Origin of the sequence: Aeromonas sp. 603079, assembly GCF_049172135.1 — a bacterium.
Taxonomy (GTDB): Bacteria; Pseudomonadota; Gammaproteobacteria; order Enterobacterales; family Aeromonadaceae; genus Aeromonas; species Aeromonas veronii.
Genome location: NZ_JAAKPX010000006.1, coordinates 192,965 through 211,424 on the forward strand (window position 1 = coordinate 192,965; position 18,460 = coordinate 211,424).

Consider the following 18,460-nt stretch of genomic DNA (forward strand, 5'->3'; position numbering starts at 1 on the left):
CGGCGATTTTTACCTCATCCCCCATGACAACTGGCAAAAGATTGTGCTAGTTTGGCTGCACAAACGTACACACAGGGATGTAAAGATGCTGAAAGTTAACGAGTATTTTGACGGAAATGTAAAATCCATCGGTTTCGAACAAAAAGGCGAGAAATCAACCGTCGGGGTGATGAATGCCGGTGACTACCTGTTCAACACCGCCGCCCCAGAACGGATGACAGTGATCAAGGGCGCCCTCACCATCCAGCTGGCTGATGAAGATGAGTGGCACACCTACAGCCAGGGTGAATCCTTCCTGGTGGCCGGTCACTCCTCCTTCAAACTGGAAGTGAAAACTCCTACTGCCTATCTGTGCGAATTTCTCGACTGATCAGGCCGGTTGAAGGGGAGCCCCCCCTTCAACCTTCTTGGGCAATCCCCAGCCCCATTATCTGTGTCCATGTCACAGCACCGCACATCCCCGCTTTCCATCCACGGCAAAAATCCTAGAATAAACAGACATAAACCATCACCGGATTGATGTCATGATCAGCGTGTTTGACCTGTTTTCCATCGGAATTGGCCCCTCCTCTTCCCATACCGTCGGCCCCATGCGTGCCTCTTATGCCTTCGTCCAGCAGCTCAAGCTGCAAGGGCATCTGCCACAGGTCACGCGGGTCGAAGTGGAGTGTTACGGCTCGCTGGGCCAGACCGGCAAAGGACACGGTACCGGCAAGGCAATCATTCTGGGGTTATCGGGCTTTGAACCGGAATCGGTCGATATCGATGCGATTCCCGCCATTCTGGCTCGAGTGGAAAAGGAACAGAGCCTGCAGCTGGCAGGCGAACAACCAAGCCATTTTCCCCGCACCGGTGCCATCATCTTCAACCGCCGCAAGACCCTGCCGGCCCACACCAATGGCATGACTCTGCGCGCCTTTGATAAAGAGGAAAACCTGCGCTTCAGCCAGACCTACTACTCCATCGGGGGCGGCTTCATCATTGAAGAGAGCCACTTTGCCACCGCCAAGGAAGAGGCCGCCAAGTCTGATGCCGAACACCCTGTCCCCTACCCGTTCGACAGCGGCGCCCAACTGCTGGCCCACTGTCAGGAGAGCGGCCTCTCCATCTCGGGGCTGATCCTCGCCAACGAGCGGGTCTTTCGCAGCGATGAGCAGATAAAAGCGGGGCTGCGCAAGATCTGGCAGGCGATGCAGGGCTGCGTCGAGCGAGGCTGCAAAAGCGAAGGGGTGCTGCCGGGCGGCCTCAAGGTTCGGCGCCGCGCCCCGGGGCTGTTCCGCCAGCTAAGCTGCGAGACCAACTTCAACAAGGACCCGCTGATGGTGATGGAGTGGGTCGACCTGTTTGCACTGGCCGTCAATGAAGAGAACGCCGCCGGTGGCCGGGTGGTGACCGCCCCCACCAATGGCGCCGCAGGCATCATTCCCGCCGTGCTGCACTACTACGATCGCTTCGTTCACAAGGTGGATGACGAGACGCTGATCCGCTACTTCCTCACCGCGGCTGCCATCGGCATCTTATATAAGAAGAACGCCTCCCTCTCCGGGGCCGAAGTGGGCTGTCAGGGTGAAGTTGGGGTTGCCTGCTCCATGGCGGCTGGCGCGCTGACCGAACTGCTGGGGGGTAGTCCGGCCATGGTGGAGAACGCCGCCGAAATAGGCATGGAGCACAATCTAGGGCTCACCTGCGATCCCATCGGCGGACTGGTGCAGGTGCCCTGCATCGAGCGCAACGCCATGGGGGCGGTCAAGGCGATCAATGCCGCCCGCCTCGCCCTGCGCGGCACCGGCGAGCACAAGGTGTCGCTCGACAAGGTGATCAAGACCATGTGGGAGACCGGCAACGACATGAAGACCAAATACAAAGAGACGGCCCGTGGCGGCCTCGCCGTTAACATTACCGAATGTTAAAAAACGGCAATTGACTCCATTTGGTTCCGAAATGCCCGGCATCGCCGGGTATTTTTATGGGCAAACGCTTAACAAAATGGATAAGCACAAAAATAAATTTTATACTCGCGCCTCAGATTCAACAAAAATAGATCTATTTCAACTTTTTTTAGGCCTGGAGCCGTTACACTACGGTTATCTGGTTCTGTGACCTGCGCTGACAAGCGCGTTCCATGGATCTCCCAAATTTCTGTGAGTGGGCATGCCGCCCCCTTCTACCCTGAGGTAATAGTGACATGATCAGCGTTTTTGATATCTTCAAAATCGGTGTAGGCCCCTCTTCTTCCCACACTGTTGGCCCGATGAAAGCGGCCAAACAGTTTGTTGACGAGCTGCGCGCGGGCGGCAAGATCCGCGATGTAACCCGGATCAATGTCGATGTCTACGGCTCCCTCTCCTGGACCGGCAAAGGCCACCATACCGACACTGCCATCATCATGGGCCTGGCTGGCAACCTGCCGGAAAATGTCGATATCGATGCCATCCCCGAGTTTATCTCCCGTGTTGAGCAGACCGAGCGCCTGCCGATCGGCCTGCACTGCCACACTGTCAGCTTCCCGCGTGACGCCATGGTATTCCACGACGAAGCCCTGCCGCTGCACGAAAACGGCATGAAGCTGACCGCCCTGATCGAAGATGAAGTGGTTTACAGCAAGACCTACTACTCCATCGGTGGCGGTTTCATCGTTGACGAAGAGAACTTCGGCAAGGCTGACAGCGGCGACATGTCCGTACGCTATCCATTCAAGAGCGCTGCCGAGCTGGTTGCCCATTGCAGCCAGACCGGTCTCTCCATCTCTGCCCTGATGATGGAAAACGAGAAGTGCTTCAACACTCCGGAAGAGATCTACAAGAAGTTCGGCAAGATCTGGAACACCATGCGCGAAGGTATCGAGCGCGGCTGCCGTACCGAAGGCGTTCTCTCCGGCCCGCTGCGCGTACCCCGTCGTGCCGCACCGCTCTACCGTCAGCTAAACACCAACGAGAACCTCTCGAGCGACCCGATGAACATCGTTGACTGGGTCAACATGTTCGCTCTGGCCGTGAGTGAAGAGAATGCTGCCGGTGGCCGAGTGGTCACTGCCCCGACCAACGGCGCTGCCGGTATCATCCCGGCCGTACTGGCTTACTACGACAAGTTCATCCAGCCGGTTGGCCGCGACGAATACACCCGCTTCTATCTGGCTGCCGGTGCCGTCGGCATCCTCTACAAGATGAACGCCTCCATCTCCGGCGCCGAAGTGGGCTGTCAGGGTGAAGTGGGTGTCTCCTGCTCCATGGCCGCTGCCGGTCTGACCGAGCTGATGGGCGGTAGCCCGGAGCACGTCTGCGAAGCTGCCGAGATCGGCATGGAACACAACCTGGGTCTGACCTGTGATCCGGTTGCCGGTCAGGTACAGGTGCCTTGCATCGAGCGTAACGCCATCGCAGCCATGAAGGCTGTCAACGCCTCCCGTATGGCCCTGCGTCGTACCTCCAAGCCGCGCGTCTCTCTGGACAAGGTGATCGAGACCATGTACATCACCGGCAAGGACATGGACTCCAAGTACCGTGAAACCTCCCGTGGTGGTCTGGCCATCAAGGTGATGCAGGTTGCTTGCGAATAAATAAGGGTTGCGACCCTCATCTGAACAAAGGCGGGATATCCCGCCTTTTTTATTGCCCGAATGGGATGCCGGGCACTTATAACGGCATACCGACCATTTCACTGTAGGGCGTTGCTGATATACCCCTGCTACGCCACCGCAATGTGGATTGCCTTGTCTAAATGCCTCTCTAATTACATACCTTGATTAACTCGTCTCAATGGATTGGAAGCGACGTTCTGCCCCTGCCACGCTTTCACAACTAATTGATATCAAGATGGCCCCTCAGCTCAATATCCTCCCCTTTAGGCATACCCTTGCCTGGCAAAATGCGGTTACCGCTCACCCTGCGGATATCACGCCGCCACTTTGATTTCCACCTATGTGGCACTTTCGTGATCAGGGCAAACAATCAAGCACACAAACAGTGGGTTAGCTCATCATTTTGGCCACAGCACATCGCGCAAACTGGTTTTAGCACAGTTATCATCGCCCTCTTTGCGCCCCATTTGATGGATAACTCATCGCGCAGTGGAGACAAAAAAAGCGCCCAAGGAAGAGGCTGAAAATAATCGATGAATGGGCCAATAGCCGTTGGAATGGCGGATATGAGTGCGCGCTACTCGCTATTTTTGTGAGCGCCAGCAAAGGTTGACGATATGGTGTTGGGAGCAGATTGACTTTCTATTTAAACAGCGAAAAGTGAATATCACCAAAGGGAGGGTTTAATTTGGCCAAATCCTGTCACGGGATTATCGCAGGCCACCTCTCCGGGGCCGGAATGCGTCATGCAGAGTCACAAAGAATTAGCCCCGCTGGGCAGAACGCACCACGGGGCTGGATATTCAGGATGGCTTTTTCAGGCTGGCCTTGTGCTGCTCCAGCAAATTCTCGGGAGGCGGCGGCACCTGCAGGTAGAACCCCTGGTTGGTCAGCGCGGCCATCACCTTGCCGACATCAGCCAGCCCCAAGGGCTTGGCCGGATCCAGCTTGGTCATCAACACCAGCTCGGGACGCCCGAATGCGCTCAGCAGTGGCTCGGGAACGCGGGAGAAATCCTCTCTTTTTTCAACAAAAAGGTAGGTCTCGGCTTTTTTGCGACTTTTATAGACTGCACACAACATGGAAATTGATATAATCCGACGAGTTTATTGCCTCTGATGGGGGCAAACTATAACATCAGGAATTGAATAACAATAACGGATTAGCATCTCTGCCTCGGGGAAGATTCATGGTTGAGCGCGATAACGAATTGAAAGGGACCACCTTCACTATTTCTGTGTTGCATATCAGCGATGGCGAGCCTGAGCGGATACGTCAGTTGTTGGCCGAAAAAGTGGCCCAGGCACCCTACTTTTTTAATTGCGCACCGCTGGTGATCAATGTTTCCCGACTGGAACATATTCCCGATTTCGAACAGCTCAAGGAGCTGGTGGAGTCCGAAGAGTTTGTGCTGGTCGGCATCACGGGGGCGCGCAGTGAAGAGATGAAGACAGCCGCCAAGGCGGTGGGACTAGCCGTGATGGCCTCGGGCAAGAGTCGCAAGAGCGAACCGGAACCCGAGCCTGCCCCCGCGCCAGCCGCCCCAGAGGTGGTTCCCGAGCCCGAACCCGTCCCCTTGATCCCGAGCAAGGTACATGTGGGACCGGTTCGTTCCGGCCAGCAGATTTATGCCGCCGGCACCTCGCTGGTGGTGCTGGGGTCCGTCAGTCCGGGAGCTGAAGTGCTCGCCGACGACAGCATTCATATTTATGGCACCCTGCGTGGCAGAGCCATTGCCGGTGCCCGGGGAAACACCCAGGCCCGGATCTATTGCCAGCAATTACAGGCCGAGCTGCTCTCCATCGCGGGCACATTCCAGCTGAGCGATGCACTGCCGGCAGGCCTGATCCAGCAACCGGTACACGTCCGGCTGGACAACGAACAACTCCGAATAGACCGTATCAAATAGAGTTACAAGGAAGCGAGAATGGCGCGAATCATAGTCGTTACATCGGGTAAAGGTGGCGTTGGCAAGACCACAACCAGTGCGGCCCTGAGCACCGGCTTAGCCCAGCGTGGTCACAAGACAGTGGTCATTGACTTTGACATCGGTCTGAGAAACCTGGATCTCATCATGGGCTGCGAGCGGCGCGTGGTGTATGACTTCGTCAACGTCATCAATGGGGAAGCAAACCTCAATCAGGCGCTGATCAAGGACAAACGCTCGGAAAATCTGTTTATCCTGCCCGCCTCCCAGACCCGGGACAAAGATGCCCTCACCCGTGAGGGGGTCGAGAAGATCCTGGATCAACTGGCGGAGATGAAGTTCGATTACATCGTCTGCGACTCCCCGGCGGGGATCGAGGCGGGCGCGCTGATGGCGCTCTATTTTGCCGACGAGGCGATCGTCACCACCAACCCGGAAGTCTCTTCCGTGCGTGACTCCGACCGCATCCTTGGCATCCTGGCCTCCAAGTCCCGCCGCGCCGAGCGTGGTGAAGACCCCATCAAGGAGCACCTGCTGCTGACCCGCTACTGCCCGACCCGCGTCAACCGCGGCGACATGCTGAGCGTGCAGGATGTGCAGGAGATCTTGGCCATCCCGCTGCTCGGGGTGATCCCGGAGTCCCAGGCGGTGCTGCGCGCCTCCAACTCCGGCGAACCGGTCATTCTGGACAAGGAGTCCGATGCAGGTCAGGCCTACGAAGATGCGGTGTCCCGCCTGCTGGGCGATGCCAAGGAATTTCGTTTTCTGGAAGAAGAGAAGAAGGGCTTCTTTAGCCGACTGTTCGGGAGTTAAACATGTCATTATTGGATTATTTTCGTTCCAACAAGAAACAGAACACCGCACAACTGGCCAAAGAGCGGTTGCAGATCATTGTTGCTCACGAGCGTTCATCCAGAGGGGGGCCGGATTACCTGCCCCAGCTCAAGCAGGACATCCTCGATGTGATCCGCAAATACGTCAACATTGATCCGGAGAAGATAACCGTCCAACTGGATCAGAAGAGTGATGAGCTGTCGGTACTGGAGCTCAACATCACCTTCGCCGATGACAAGAAGGGATGAGCTGACGCCCTATGCGTGACCCCTTCCCCCAATGAAGACCGGATCCTGTCACTGGATCCGGTTTTTTATTGGCACAAAAACAGGTCACAGCGGCTCGCATCATCTCGCCAAGGGGTCTGCCGACCGCTAGAATAGCGCCGCCCCGCAGGCTGTGATCTGCGTCGGCACCTTTTCTCTTTTCTGGAACAGACCGCTTATGTCTATGAATGACGAAATGCACAGCGTCGAGGAACTGCTCGATACCGCCCTCGAACTCTTTATGGAGCTGGCCTCTGACAACCTGCCGGAGCAGGAGATCGCCCGTTTCAATCAGGAGTTCAACGACCGCGGCCTGCTGGCCGAAACCGACCCGGCCGATGACTGGGAAGCGGACGTGGGTTTTGCGGTGAGCGACACCGACTATGCCGAGATCTGGGTCGGCCTTGGCAATGAAGAACAAGAGTATGAGCACCTGTTTGCCCGCATGCTGCTCTCCCGCCGTGTTGACGAGAAGTTCTGCCACATCGAATGGCTGCCCCAATAATTCCGGATCCCGATGATCCCAGCCATTATCAGTGGGAGTCTGACCCTGACTCTGTGGCCCCTGAGCGTCCATCTGCATCCCTTGGGCGCCGGGTGTTGAGGTGGGCAGGCAAGATCGCGCTGGCCGGGCTGCTCTGCTCGGTCGGCTCGGTCGCCTTGCTGCGTTTTATCGATCCGCCGATGTGGAGCTGGCGTATCGAGCGGGCCCTCTTTCCGCCCGCCAAGATCACCCAGGTACGCCATGAATGGGTAGACCTGGAGTCCATCTCCAAAGAGCTGCAACTGGCGGTGATCGCCGCCGAGGATCAGCGCTTTGCCGATCACAACGGCTTTGACATGGATGCCATCAACGCGGCGCTCAAGCACAACCAGCACAGCGAACGGGTACGCGGCGCCAGCACCCTCAGCCAGCAGACCGCCAAGAACCTCTTTATGTGGAGTGATCGCAGCTTCCTGCGCAAGGGGCTGGAGGCCTGGTTTACCCTACTGATGGAGCTGGGTTGGGACAAGGCCCGCATTCTCGAGGTCTATCTCAATATCGTGGAGTTCGGCCCCGGCATCTATGGCGCCGAAGCCGCGGCCCGTACCTACTTCGGCAAACCGGCCAGCCGCTTGACCCGCTACGAGTCATCCCTGCTGGCCGCCGCCCTGCCCAATCCGTGGCGTTATCGGGTCAAGCCCCCTTCACTCTATGTGCAGAAGCGCTCGGTCTGGATCCGCCGCCAAATGGGTCAACTGGGCCAGATCACCCTCAATCGGGTGCATCAGGCAGACTGATCCTCAGGGCTCATCGGGTTTCTCCGGTGGACCCAGATGACCGCCCACCGTCTCGCGGTGAAGCGGCAGATAGTGCCACCACCAGGCCTCGCGCCGTCGCTTGATCTGTTGCCGCCGTCCCCGCTGCTTCATCCCCTTACTCCCTGCCAGATGATCCGCGCCTTAACCATACTCCCCCAACGGCAACTTGGACAGGTCAGGCACGCCCGGCGCACTGGTCTGGCCGCCACAGCCAATAATTGTTACAGTAGCGAACCTCGATGTATCTGGAGTGATTTCATGGAACAGCGTACCCCGGATCAGCTGGTCGAATGGGCCTATGATCAGTTTCTTGAGCAGGCCGCCGATATGCTGGCCCCCGAACAAATAGTCGACATCACCCTGGAGTTTGAGCAGCGTGGCGCCGTGGAGGCGACTCTGCCCAATGCCGACTGGTCGACCGAGCTTGGTGAGCCGGTCGATATGGAGCGCTGGGTCGAAGTGTGGGTCGGTTTGCTGGATCATCAGGATGAGTTTGAGGTGATCTTCGCCACCTTCCTGCTGCCCCGTCTGTTGACCGAAGATCAAGTGCATGTGCGCTGGCATCGCCAGCAGCAGGCATAAAAAAGGCGCCATCGGCGCCTTTCTTGTTTCTGTATTCTCTTTTATTTCTGTTCTCTGCTAATCCTGCGCCGCGATGGCCTTGGCCAGACAGCGGCGGCACCAGCAAGCGCTGGCCTCCTGCATCGGCAATACCGGCAACTGGCTGCACCAGCACTGCGCAATAGTCTGACCGGCAGAGACGGCGCAATAGGCCGGTTCGCCACAACCCGGACAGCAGTGGGTGCTTTTCGAGCCATTCAGCTCGGCCATCACCGCCAGCTGGGCCTTGCTATCCATCGCCGACCAGTGGCCGATCTCGCTCAGGGTGCGGCCACAACCAAGGCAAAGCCCATCTTTCGCCTTGCAGAGGCCAACACAGGGGCTCGGCATCTTATTCGCTATCCACTGCCGAGTCGGTCTCTGTGGCCACCAGAGTGATGGCATTGTCTTCGATGACAATCTTGCCCTGCTTGTAGAGGCCGCCGATCGCCTTCTTGAAGGTACCCTTGCTCATGCTGAACAGCTTGTAGATGAGCTCGGGTTCGCTCTTGTCACCCACCGCCAGACTGCCGCCCTGCTTTTTCATCCGGCTCAGAATGCGTTCACCGGCGTCATCAACCCGCGCAAGACCCGGCTTTTGCAGGGTCAGATCGAGCTTGCCATCCTCGCGCACCTGCTTGACCCAGGCGGTTTGCGGCCGACCGGTCATCACCCGGCCAAACACTTCGTTCTTGAACAGCATGCCGGGATACTGACCGTTGACGATCACCTTGATGCCAAGGGGCGAGTGCTCGCCCGGCAGCGCGGTCACTTCGTCACCGACCTTGAAGTTACTGCCGGCCGGGGTCAGGAAACGCTCGATGCGGCTGGTGCCGACCATGCGCCCTTCGTTATCCAGTTGCAGACGCACCAGATAAACGTGGCCCACCTGCATCGGCTTGTTCTGCTCGCGGCTCGGCACAAACAGATCCTTTTTCATGCCCCAGTCGAGGAAAGCACCAATCTTGTTGGCATTGACCACTTTCAGACCGGCAAATTCGTCCACCATGGCAAATGGCTTGTCGGTGGTGATCACCGGTTCGCAATCGGCATCCAGATAGAGGAAGACCTGCACGCTATCCCCCTCTTTCACCCCTTCCGGCAGTTGACGCTTGGGCAGCAGCAGTTCACCGTACTCATCGGCCGCAAGCCAGGCGCCGCGATCTTCGAGTTCAACAACGGTGAGGGTGTTCATCTTGCCAATCTGTATCATGGTGCTCTCTTTTTTCATTACCCGGATGGGCCAACTGAACATGGCCCCTATGGGCGCGCATGTTACCTCAAGAGCGGTGATCCGGCCTAGTCCCCAAGCCACCACGAGCCGCCCTTTCGCCCCTATCTTATCCGCCAATGGTGATTAAATCGCCAAACAGGCGGCCATTTGCTGCAAATAACCCCACTTTTAGGTAGACTTCGCGGCTGTTCAAATCCAGAGGAACTGTCGATGAACCCATCCACTCGTACCCGCCATCTTAATCAATGGATCCAGAGCCACAGCGATCAGGACATGACCTACCCGGCCCTGCACGGTTTTCTCTGTGCCCGTCTGGTGGGGCCAGAGACCCCTGACTGGCAACGCCCGCTGGCTGGTCTGCTGGAACAGGATGCCGAGTTGGATGAAAAAAGCGCAGAAGCCCTCAACCACCTGATCGCCGAACTGGAATCCCAAGCCGACGACGCCCAGCTGGCCCTGCCCAGCCAGTGCCGCCTGCCCAGCGATAACCCCGAGCAGGTGTTCGAACAGAGCCACCCCCTCGGTCAATGGTGTTATGGCTTCAGCATGGGTTTTGCCACCTGGCCCAAGCCGAAGGATTTGAACGACCCGACCACCCAGTACCGCTTCAGTCTGGCCGCCGAGCTGAGCCTGTTTCGCGACAAGCAGATGGCCCAGATGCTCTATAGCGCCGCCGCCAGCGAACTCCCCTTTGTCGAGTTCTGCAAACGCCAGCGCCAGAATATGAAAACCGCCCTCAACCAGTTGCTCAACCTCGACCAGTATCAGGCCGCCCCCAGCGCTGATGTGGCCCTCAATGGCGAGCAGGCCCAACAGTGGCAGACCTGGTTCGAGCTGGCCGACAGCTGCCGCGATCATCAGGCCCGCCTCGGCTGGTTCGAGAAGATCATCGCTGATGCCACTCCGCTCTTTGATGAAGCCTTCTGGCAGCAAATCGCCGGTCACGGCTGGAGTGCCCCCGAACTGCGCCCCCTGCTGGCCGCCAGAGCCGGCCGCGCCGACTGCCTGCTGCGCCTTGGCAAGCTGGGCGAGGCCAAAGCGGAGTATCTGGCGCTGCTGACAATCTGCGTGGCCGATGAGCTGGGTTGCCGCTACAACCTCTCCACCCTCTATGCACTGCAAGGGGATTGGCAGGCGCTGGCCGCCCTGCTGGTGCGCTTCGATGAAGCCTCCAGCTGGTTGCTCTATAACAAAGCGCTGATGGTCTTTGCTACCGAGGGTGCCGAGGCAGCCAAGCCCCATCTGCTGGTCGCCATCGAGGCCAACCCGCACATTCCGGCCTGCCTGCTGGGTCAGCGCAAGCTGCCCAAACAGGAGCCACAAAGCTGGCAAGCGGGCAGCCGCGACGAGGCCGCGCTCTACGCTATCCACACTCGCGAGGCCTGGCTCAAGCAGAACGCCCTCATCTGGTTGCGTAAAGGCTGAACAGCGTTGGCTTAAAATCCCGTCGGTCAGACCCGGTTTTTCCTTGAGGGCGTGCGCCACCGCACATTTCATCGCAACCGGGTCAGACAAATCAGCTTGAGTTTCGTATCATCAATGTCAAAGTATCAAAAGAAACTGCATCTGATGCAGCCGTCACAGCAGGGTGTAATATGTCAAAAATCATAGCGTTACTCGCTCACTACCCGCCCTATCAGTTGGTACATGCCGCCGAGATGCTACGGGATACCTTCGAACAGTTTTATGAACAGCGTTACCAGCTGACCGTGCCGCAATGGCGCCTGATGATGGTGCTCGGCCCCAACTACCCCATCAGCCAGAAAGAGCTGGTCGAGGCGAGCGGCATGGACAAGGTGCGCATCTCCCGCGAGATCCGCCGTCTGGTCGAAAAAGGGATCATCTTTACCGAGAGCAGCGAGCAGGACAAACGCATCAGCCTGGTCTCCCTCACCAATGCCGGGCTCGCCCTCTTCCTGCAGCTCAAGAGTGAAGCGGGCAGCTGGCAACATACCCTGACAGACTATTTGCCTAGCGAATCCCGCGAGGCGATCCGCCAGCATCTGCACAGCGTCAGCGCCGCCATCGAGCAGCTGCAATCACTGGATCGGGAGAAATAATCATGGATTTGAAAAAGTTTGCCACCATGGACATCAACATGCTGCTGAGCGTCGTCAATATGCAGCTGCGTGATCGCTATGACGATCTGGATGATCTCTGCAAAGCGCAGGAGATCGATCAGGCGGCACTGGAAGCGCGGCTCGCCAGCGGCGATTTTCACTATCAGCCAGAGCAAAAGCAGTTCAGATAAAGAGAGCTAGCGGGATCGGGATCACAGCGCCAGTGATGGCGCTGGCTCTGCGGTAAAAACCTGATATGGTCTGAAGAGCCCCAACAGGGTGATGCACGGATACATCACCCTGTCACAAGAGGGCATTAAAATCGTTTCAGGTGAGCAAACCAAGGATGACCCCATGATATTGATGACCCGCCAGAGCCTGTTGATCACGCTCTGTACCCTGTTGATGATCAGCCTCTTCACGCCCCACTTGCCGCAAAGTACCGAACAGTGGCTGACCACCCTCTTGCTTGGCCTGCTGGTCATGGTGGCATTGCTGCTGGTGCGTGGTTGTCGCCGCTTTATGATGGAGTAGTGACTCCGCCAGAGCGTCTATACCGACCGCTTGCCGCGATACTCTCTGTAGCATTACGGTCTTGTCGCAATCACACCAAGCCAAAAAAACAAACGCAGCCTGATGGCTGCGTTCTTGTATCTCGCAGGGCAACCCCTTGAAGAGATAACCCCTGACGGGATAGATAGCCCTTATAGAAGAGAGCCCTTAGATAGCCAGAGCCTCAAGCTGCGCTTTAGCCGCTTCCATCCCCTTGCTCTGGGCATCCGGGCCCATCCCCATCCCTTCGGCGTAGATGAAATCCACCTCTTTGATACCGATGAAACCTAGCACGGTACGCATGTAGGGAGTGACCAGATCGGTGGCGCTACCAACGTGCATGCCGCCGCGAGGGCTGATCACCAGCGCACGGGTATTTTCAACCAGACCGACCGGACCGGTCTCGGTATAGCGGAAGGTGACGCCGGCACGGGCAACCAGATCGATCCAGTTCTTCAGCTGGGTCGGGATGTTGAAGTTGTACATGGGGGCCGCAATCACCACCAAGTCGCTCGCTTTGAGTTCGGCGATCAGCTCGTCGGACTGGGCGATCACCGCCAGTTGACGCTCATTGAGGTTGTCACCACCGCGCAGGCCGGAGGCCAGCTCGCCATCCAGCACCGGCAGGTTGAGGGCAGCCAGATCACGTACGGTGACGACATCATCCTGATGGTCAGCCAGGAAGCCGTCGATCAGGGCGTTGGATTGGGAATATTGACCCAGGATGCTGGATTTGAGAACGAGGATATTGGCCATGGTGAAACTCCATTTGGTTGTCGGTTGAACAGCTGCGCTGTCGATGGAGGTCACTCTAAACATTGCGCTTCTTTGCTGATAGCGAAAATAGATGCTCAACTTGTTCAAAATTTTTGATGAAAGGCCACTTCCTCGCCAGCCAGCCACGCGGCCACGCCTCAACCCTTGGCAGAACAAACGATTGCCGTTATGATCCGCCGCACTTTTTTCCAGCGACCCGGATCCCATGATACCCTCGCGCAGGCACTCTCCTCTGGCCGGTGCAGTCTGGATGATGGTGGCAGGACTCTGCTTCGCCGCCGTCAACAGCCTGAGCCAGTATGTCAGCTTCAAGCTTGGCCTCCCATCGACCCAAGTCGCTTTTCATCAATACCTGATCGCCCTGATCTGCCTGCTGCCCTGGCTGGTTCGTCATGGCCTGCGCCAATCCCTGATGACCAATCAGTTCCGGTTGCACCTGTTGCGGGTATTGCTGGCAGTGATCGGCATCCAGCTCTGGCTCTGGGCACTGGCGTACCCCGTCCCCATCTGGCAGGGGATCGCCCTGCTGATGACCTCACCGCTGTTTGCCACCCTGGGCTCCGCCCTGCTGCTCAAGGAGCAGGTGAGCCGCGCCCGCATTCTGGCCACCCTGGCGGGCTTTGCCGGCGCCATGCTGATCCTCGCCCCCTGGACTGACGAATTCAACTGGGCCTCCCTGCTGCCGGTGGCGGCGGCGCTGTTCTGGGCAGGTTACTCCCTGATGGTGCGCTATCAGGCAGCCAACGAATCATCCCACACCATAGTGGTGTATCTGCTTATCTTCAGTACCCCGTTCAACGTCATGCTGGCCCTGCCGGAGTGGCAGTGGCCAAGCGAGAGCCAATGGCTGCTGGTAGCCGCCTCCGGCGTACTGACGGCACTGGCCCAGATGTCCATCGCTCGCGCCTACAGCGTGGCGGAGGCCTCCTTCGTACAACCTTTCGATTTTGCCAAGCTGCCGATGAACGTGCTGGCGGGCTGGCTGGTATTTGGCTGGGCGCCCCCAGGCCGTCTGTGGCTTGGCGCCGCCATCATCATTGGCGCCATTACCTTGCTGACCCATCTGGAGCAGCGCGCTCACAAACCCGTTTCCTGAGGTACGCCATGCGTGCCTCTTTTTTTGTCCGCTATTCGTGCGATAGCGATCATCAACAATGACCATCGACATCAGGAGAGATCGTATGTTTGGAACCGCAACCCGCCCCGGCGCCACCCGTGCCCTGCTGCTGGGCTCCGGCGAACTTGGCAAAGAGGTCGCCATCGAGTTGCAACGGTTCGGGATCGAAGTGATCGCCGCCGACCGCTATGCCAACGCCCCCGCAATGCAGGTGGCCCACGCAGCCCACGTGCTGGACATGCTCGATGGCAACGCCCTGCGTGCCCTGGTTGCCGAGGTTAAACCCGACCTCATCATCCCCGAGATTGAAGCGATTGCCACCGATACCCTTGCTGCCCTTGAGCAAGAAGGGGTCAAGGTAGTGCCCAACGCCCGCGCTACCCAGCTCACCATGAACCGGGAAGGGATCCGCCGCCTCGCCGCCGAGACCCTGGGTCTGCCCACCTCCCCCTACCGCTTTGCCCAGAGCAAGGAGGAGTTTGTCGCCGCAGTCGAGGCTATCGGCCTGCCCTGCGTGGTGAAACCTGTGATGAGTTCGTCCGGCAAGGGGCAGAGTGTACTGCGCGATCTCGCCAAGCTGGATGAGAGCTGGACATACGCCCAGGAGGGTGGCCGCGCCGGTCGTGGCAAGGTGATCGTCGAGGGCTTCGTTCCCTTCGAGTACGAGATCACCCTGCTCACGGTACGCGCAGTCGATGGCATTCACTTCTGCGACCCTATCGGCCACCGGCAGGAAGATGGCGACTACCGCGAATCCTGGCAGCCACAGGTGATGAGCGAGCTGGCGCTGGCCCGCTCCAAAGAGGTGGCCGCCAAGGTGGTCGAGGCCCTCGGTGGTTACGGCCTGTTCGGAGTCGAGCTCTTTATAAAAGGCGATGAAGTGTGGTTCAGCGAGGTATCGCCGCGTCCCCACGATACCGGCATGGTGACCCTGATCTCCCAGGATCTCTCCGAGTTCGCCCTGCACGTGCGCGCCATTCTGGGGCTGCCGGTCGGCACCATCACCCAGTACGGGCCGAGCGCCTCTGCCGTGGTGCTGCGCGAAGGGCACAGCCAGAATATCCGCTATCAGGGGATTGGTGAGGCATTGGCGCTGGTGCCGGGTGCCCAGCTGCGGCTGTTTGGCAAGCCGGAGATCGCCGGTCGCCGCCGTCTTGGCGTGGCGCTGGCCCGCGCAGAGGATTGCCAGGATGCGGTAGAGAAAGCCAAAGCCGTGGCCGCCAAGGTCGAAGTACTGTTCTAAGTGCTTTTTTGCCACAGCAAAACAAACGTTTGCCGATGTGATCGGGCGCAAGGGGCATGGCAATGCCCCTTTTGCATTTCCCCGTCAGGCTTATAATCCCCTCTTCAAATTTGTCAGGAGTACAAGATGTTAGCTGCCGTGATCTTCGATATGGATGGTGTTCTGATCGACTCGGAACCCTTTTGGCAACGGGCCCAAATCGCCGTTTTCTCCGAACTGGGTCACCCCCACACCGTTGAGGATTGTGAATCGACCATAGGCGTGCGCATCGATCAGCTGGTTGCCCACTGGTATCGCCTGCGCCCGTGGAGCGGCCCAACTCAGGAAGAGGTAGTACAGCGCATTCTGGATCGGGTCAACGCCCTGATCCTCTCCGAAGGTCAGGCCAAAGCAGGTGTGCTGGAAGCGCTCGACCTTATCGAGGCCCGCGGGCTGAAAGTGGGTCTGGCTACCTCATCACCCTTTGCGATGGTAGAAGCGGTGCTCGGCAAACTTGGCATTCGCGATCGCTTTATGGCGGTTCACTCCGCTGAAGTAGAGCGTTTCGGCAAACCGCACCCGGATGTCTACATCCACGCCGCCGAAAAGCTGGGAGTGGAACCGGTACACTGTCTGGCCATCGAAGATAGCTTTACCGGTCTGCTGGCGGCCAAGGCGGCCTCCATGACCGCGTTGATCGTGCCGGATCCCGCTTTAGTGGGTGACCCACGCTTGGCCATCGCCAACTACCAGCTCGGCTCGCTGGCCGAGCTCAATGCCGACATGTTGGCCAGCTGGGTCAAGTAGCGCCTATCGACGCCTTGTTGCGCTCGCGTTCTCATACCCGCAGGGGGCTCCTGCCCCCTGTGATTGCCAAACAACCGTTGGCAATTTCCCTCTTTTCACCTGTCATTCTCAACCAGATTGTTCCTCTCGCACACGACCAGTCCAACCGGTTGCACCTTGCCATCCCTCAGCCTTGATCTCTGTCATAAACGTGCGTTTGCTCGCGGTTAACCCCCTGCAGCCCGACTAGAATCAGGGTAGATAGGCGGCCTGAGGGCCCGAGGAGGTTATCATGATCGAGTACACCAGCAAGCGCATCGTCTGCCCCCACTGCGGTCACCATACCCGGGTCGAGCTGGATGCCAGCCAGGGTGATCAGGAGTTTTACGAAGATTGCATGGCCTGTTGCAATCCAATCCACCTGCGGCTGCATCGGGATGAGGAACGCGACCGTCTGCAGCTCTTTGTGGATGCCGACGACGAGCAACTGTTTTGATTGCGAGTCACAAAATGTCGAGCAGGGCATTGTTGCCTAACTCAGCCAGCAAGTCATGACTTCCGAAGCCCCATGTGCTGCTACAACACTTGGGGCTTCTTTACAGGCAGAGCAAGGAGTTCCGTTTGTTTATCGCACTCATATGCGCCACCACTTCTCCTACCTGACCGTTGCATTTCCTGAGAATGCTATTTCCTGCCAGCAACTGCTTGAACCGGTAAATTACCGTCACTGCCAACGGGCGATGGTGCTTCCCCTCCCTAATATCTTCTTTCGGTGCACCACTCTCTCCGTTTGCACCGCCTCATTCCTCGTATGCTCCTTTACCTATACCCCCGTATTTTAACGAGGAGGAATAGAGACTGATGCCCATGATGGTCGTGGTAAAACCAGTTGTTCATGACCTCGTTATCAACCCAGCAGGTGAGCCAGCTCTCGCTTGGTCGGCACGCGAGGCTCTCTCTCGGGTTGAAAGCCAACATGTTCGATACGTAATTTCGACTTCGGAGAGCCACCCATGAGATTACGTCGCATACAAAAACTCAGAATGGACTTTAACCTGCGCAATAAATGCCCTGCGTTTTTCGGCTTTTTCTTGCCAATCTTATCAAACCACTCCAGCCAGCTCGAAAACGGGATCTGTTCCACCGGAATACCAATAAACAGAGGTTCGAAATAGCGCTGCATGGTATGCTCATAGAGCATGACCGTACGAGGCCGCAGCTTGGGCAAATGGTGCTCACGAAAATGCTCGCAGCACTGTTTCAGGGTGACATCATGCTTCTGGTGGAGTTTATCCCAAAAAACTCTGGGATGTTCATTACGTTCAAGAGCGCCACGGATAGCAGGGATCAACGCCCTGGCATCAGCGAGTTTAAGGTCGGGATAGCGTCCAATTTTGAGTCTCGCCGCTTTTCCTTGCCAGCGATAGCGATATTGCCACGAGATGGTGCCTCGCTCGGTGATCCGAGCTGACAATCCATCACGGTCTGACAATTCCGTCTTGCCAAAGTAGGGCTTACCATAGAGGGCCCGTAGCTTCGTATCAGTAAGTGGCATATGACTCTCATGTGACTGGTTATCTGATTTTTCACTGACACATTAACGCGTCCTAACGTGTACACAGATATGTACCAAACTGGTCTGGAACGGACTGAATCAAGATCGGACAAAGTGAGACAATCTGAGATAACACCTCGTATAACGACTTGTTTTTCAAACATATAGACACAATTCAGAACCACGTAATGAACCAGCAGACAAATCCTACCTTCTATTTTCACGATTACGAGTCACGTCATTAACAGTTTGTTTTAAAAACAAAAATAACAACGCATTAAAAGTATGTACTAAGTTTTGTACTAATTTTGATTGTGTGGTCTAAAGACCAGTTTTTTGGCCCGTCTCTGCAACTGATTTCTACTGAGTACTGTGCGCCCTCACTCAAACTTGTATTTCATAGGTCGGCAAATCCGGCGCCTCTCCTGCCAGCTCCCCTCCCCTGTAAAACGCCTTCTTGCCGATGGCTACCCCGGTACCCCGTACTGTGACCGTTCCACCCGCCAACGCGGTAAGAGTGGTGGTCGTGGTACCTACTGCGGTCACGGTACCAACCAGCAACGGATCAGCGCCCGGTACCAACTCAAGGAATCGCTTAAACAGGTTCATACAAATCGCTCCACACTGAGTTGCTGGCGCACCGTCATGGCC

24 protein-coding genes and 1 pseudogene are annotated in these 18,460 nt (G+C 57.4%); 17 read left to right on the forward strand and 8 right to left on the reverse strand.

The features are described 5' to 3' along the window. Positions 1-85: 85 nt before the first annotated feature. The 3 genes from G5287_RS06250 (at position 86) to G5287_RS06260 (ending at position 3,556) form a co-directional block, all read left to right on the forward strand. Entirely contained in the window at positions 86-370 is a 285-nt protein-coding gene (locus G5287_RS06250; protein WP_005336842.1) for a pyrimidine/purine nucleoside phosphorylase, read from the forward strand. A 154-nt stretch (positions 371-524) separates the two neighbouring features. Next, complete coding sequence (locus G5287_RS06255; protein ID WP_421231040.1) at positions 525-1,910, forward strand: L-serine ammonia-lyase; 1,386 nt, start codon at positions 525-527, stop codon at positions 1,908-1,910. A gap of 275 nt (positions 1,911-2,185) precedes the next feature. After that, positions 2,186-3,556 carry an L-serine ammonia-lyase gene (locus G5287_RS06260; protein WP_005336844.1) on the forward strand — a complete coding sequence of 457 codons (1,371 nt, stop codon included), beginning with the start codon at positions 2,186-2,188 and terminating at the stop codon, positions 3,554-3,556. A gap of 824 nt (positions 3,557-4,380) precedes the next feature. On the opposite strand, the gene G5287_RS06265 is transcribed toward G5287_RS06260, so the two are convergent. Then, positions 4,381-4,659 carry a YcgL domain-containing protein gene (locus tag G5287_RS06265; protein ID WP_005360946.1) on the reverse strand — a complete coding sequence of 93 codons (279 nt, stop codon included), beginning with the start codon at positions 4,657-4,659 and terminating at the stop codon, positions 4,381-4,383. Between the two features lie 107 nt (positions 4,660-4,766). Between G5287_RS06265 and minC the strand changes: the two genes are divergently transcribed. From minC to mtgA, 5 genes are all read left to right on the forward strand, one after another. After that, on the forward strand, positions 4,767-5,486 hold the full coding sequence (gene minC, locus G5287_RS06270) for a septum site-determining protein MinC (protein WP_227340627.1): 720 nt from the start codon (positions 4,767-4,769) through the stop codon (positions 5,484-5,486). A gap of 18 nt (positions 5,487-5,504) precedes the next feature. After that, positions 5,505-6,317 carry a septum site-determining protein MinD gene (minD, locus tag G5287_RS06275; RefSeq protein WP_005336847.1) on the forward strand — a complete coding sequence of 271 codons (813 nt, stop codon included), beginning with the start codon at positions 5,505-5,507 and terminating at the stop codon, positions 6,315-6,317. Between the two features lie 2 nt (positions 6,318-6,319). Next, positions 6,320-6,586: a cell division topological specificity factor MinE gene (minE, locus tag G5287_RS06280; protein ID WP_005336848.1), complete on the forward strand. Its 267-nt coding sequence runs from the start codon at positions 6,320-6,322 to the stop codon at positions 6,584-6,586. A 196-nt stretch (positions 6,587-6,782) separates the two neighbouring features. Further along, complete coding sequence (locus tag G5287_RS06285; protein WP_005352317.1) at positions 6,783-7,109, forward strand: HI1450 family dsDNA-mimic protein; 327 nt, start codon at positions 6,783-6,785, stop codon at positions 7,107-7,109. Continuing rightward, a complete protein-coding gene (gene mtgA / locus G5287_RS06290; protein ID WP_227340628.1) occupies positions 7,094-7,885 on the forward strand; it encodes a monofunctional biosynthetic peptidoglycan transglycosylase in 792 nt (263 codons plus the stop codon). The genes G5287_RS06285 and mtgA overlap by 16 nt, the downstream gene beginning before the upstream one ends. 3 nt (positions 7,886-7,888) lie before the next feature. On the opposite strand, the gene G5287_RS06295 is transcribed toward mtgA, so the two are convergent. Further along, positions 7,889-8,017 (reverse strand): hypothetical protein, encoded by a 129-nt coding sequence (locus G5287_RS06295; RefSeq protein ID WP_019445852.1) that lies wholly within the window; start codon positions 8,015-8,017, stop codon positions 7,889-7,891. Positions 8,018-8,164: 147 nt separating this feature from the next. On the opposite strand from G5287_RS06295, the gene G5287_RS06300 reads away from it, so the two are divergent. Next, positions 8,165-8,488 (forward strand): HI1450 family dsDNA-mimic protein, encoded by a 324-nt coding sequence (locus G5287_RS06300; RefSeq protein WP_005336851.1) that lies wholly within the window; start codon positions 8,165-8,167, stop codon positions 8,486-8,488. Between the two features lie 57 nt (positions 8,489-8,545). On the opposite strand, the gene G5287_RS06305 is transcribed toward G5287_RS06300, so the two are convergent. Then, positions 8,546-8,857: a DUF1289 domain-containing protein gene (locus G5287_RS06305; protein ID WP_107683055.1), complete on the reverse strand. Its 312-nt coding sequence runs from the start codon at positions 8,855-8,857 to the stop codon at positions 8,546-8,548. Between the two features lies 1 nt (position 8,858). Then, positions 8,859-9,719, reverse strand: a complete 861-nt coding sequence (locus G5287_RS06310; RefSeq protein WP_005336853.1) for a CvfB family protein — start codon at positions 9,717-9,719, stop codon at positions 8,859-8,861. Positions 9,720-9,950: 231 nt separating this feature from the next. Here G5287_RS06310 and G5287_RS06315 point away from each other — a divergent pair, with 231 nt between their 5' ends. The 4 genes from G5287_RS06315 (at position 9,951) to G5287_RS06330 (ending at position 12,334) form a co-directional block, all read left to right on the forward strand. Beyond that, complete coding sequence (locus G5287_RS06315; RefSeq protein ID WP_227096464.1) at positions 9,951-11,165, forward strand: UPF0149 family protein; 1,215 nt, start codon at positions 9,951-9,953, stop codon at positions 11,163-11,165. Positions 11,166-11,335: 170 nt separating this feature from the next. Then, the gene (locus G5287_RS06320) at positions 11,336-11,800 is read left to right on the forward strand and encodes a MarR family winged helix-turn-helix transcriptional regulator (protein ID WP_005336856.1); all 465 of its coding nucleotides are present in this window, start codon (positions 11,336-11,338) and stop codon (positions 11,798-11,800) included. Between the two features lie 2 nt (positions 11,801-11,802). Further along, entirely contained in the window at positions 11,803-11,991 is a 189-nt protein-coding gene (locus G5287_RS06325) for a DUF4250 domain-containing protein (RefSeq protein WP_227340630.1), read from the forward strand. 163 nt (positions 11,992-12,154) lie between these two features. Then, entirely contained in the window at positions 12,155-12,334 is a 180-nt protein-coding gene (locus tag G5287_RS06330) for a hypothetical protein (RefSeq protein WP_139741912.1), read from the forward strand. A gap of 186 nt (positions 12,335-12,520) precedes the next feature. On the opposite strand, the gene G5287_RS06335 is transcribed toward G5287_RS06330, so the two are convergent. After that, entirely contained in the window at positions 12,521-13,108 is a 588-nt protein-coding gene (locus G5287_RS06335) for an FMN-dependent NADH-azoreductase (RefSeq protein ID WP_162506373.1), read from the reverse strand. A 226-nt stretch (positions 13,109-13,334) separates the two neighbouring features. Here G5287_RS06335 and G5287_RS06340 point away from each other — a divergent pair, with 226 nt between their 5' ends. The 4 genes from G5287_RS06340 (at position 13,335) to G5287_RS06355 (ending at position 16,750) form a co-directional block, all read left to right on the forward strand. Further along, a complete protein-coding gene (locus tag G5287_RS06340) occupies positions 13,335-14,225 on the forward strand; it encodes a DMT family transporter (RefSeq protein WP_100653666.1) in 891 nt (296 codons plus the stop codon). Positions 14,226-14,310: 85 nt separating this feature from the next. After that, entirely contained in the window at positions 14,311-15,489 is a 1,179-nt protein-coding gene (gene purT / locus G5287_RS06345; protein ID WP_227340632.1) for a formate-dependent phosphoribosylglycinamide formyltransferase, read from the forward strand. 126 nt (positions 15,490-15,615) lie between these two features. After that, positions 15,616-16,275: a hexitol phosphatase HxpB gene (hxpB, locus tag G5287_RS06350; RefSeq protein WP_005360961.1), complete on the forward strand. Its 660-nt coding sequence runs from the start codon at positions 15,616-15,618 to the stop codon at positions 16,273-16,275. Between the two features lie 271 nt (positions 16,276-16,546). Beyond that, complete coding sequence (locus tag G5287_RS06355; RefSeq protein WP_042012540.1) at positions 16,547-16,750, forward strand: CPXCG motif-containing cysteine-rich protein; 204 nt, start codon at positions 16,547-16,549, stop codon at positions 16,748-16,750. An 80-nt stretch (positions 16,751-16,830) separates the two neighbouring features. Here the strand turns inward: G5287_RS06355 and G5287_RS06360 are convergent. From G5287_RS06360 to G5287_RS06370, 3 genes and pseudogenes are all read right to left on the reverse strand, one after another. After that, a pseudogene (locus G5287_RS06360) lies at positions 16,831-17,074 on the reverse strand (IS5/IS1182 family transposase); the annotation flags it as partial. A gap of 87 nt (positions 17,075-17,161) precedes the next feature. Beyond that, positions 17,162-17,809: an Arm DNA-binding domain-containing protein gene (locus tag G5287_RS06365; RefSeq protein WP_227340633.1), complete on the reverse strand. Its 648-nt coding sequence runs from the start codon at positions 17,807-17,809 to the stop codon at positions 17,162-17,164. A gap of 384 nt (positions 17,810-18,193) precedes the next feature. Next, positions 18,194-18,418 (reverse strand): hypothetical protein, encoded by a 225-nt coding sequence (locus G5287_RS06370; RefSeq protein ID WP_159143686.1) that lies wholly within the window; start codon positions 18,416-18,418, stop codon positions 18,194-18,196. Positions 18,419-18,460 lie beyond the last annotated feature (42 nt).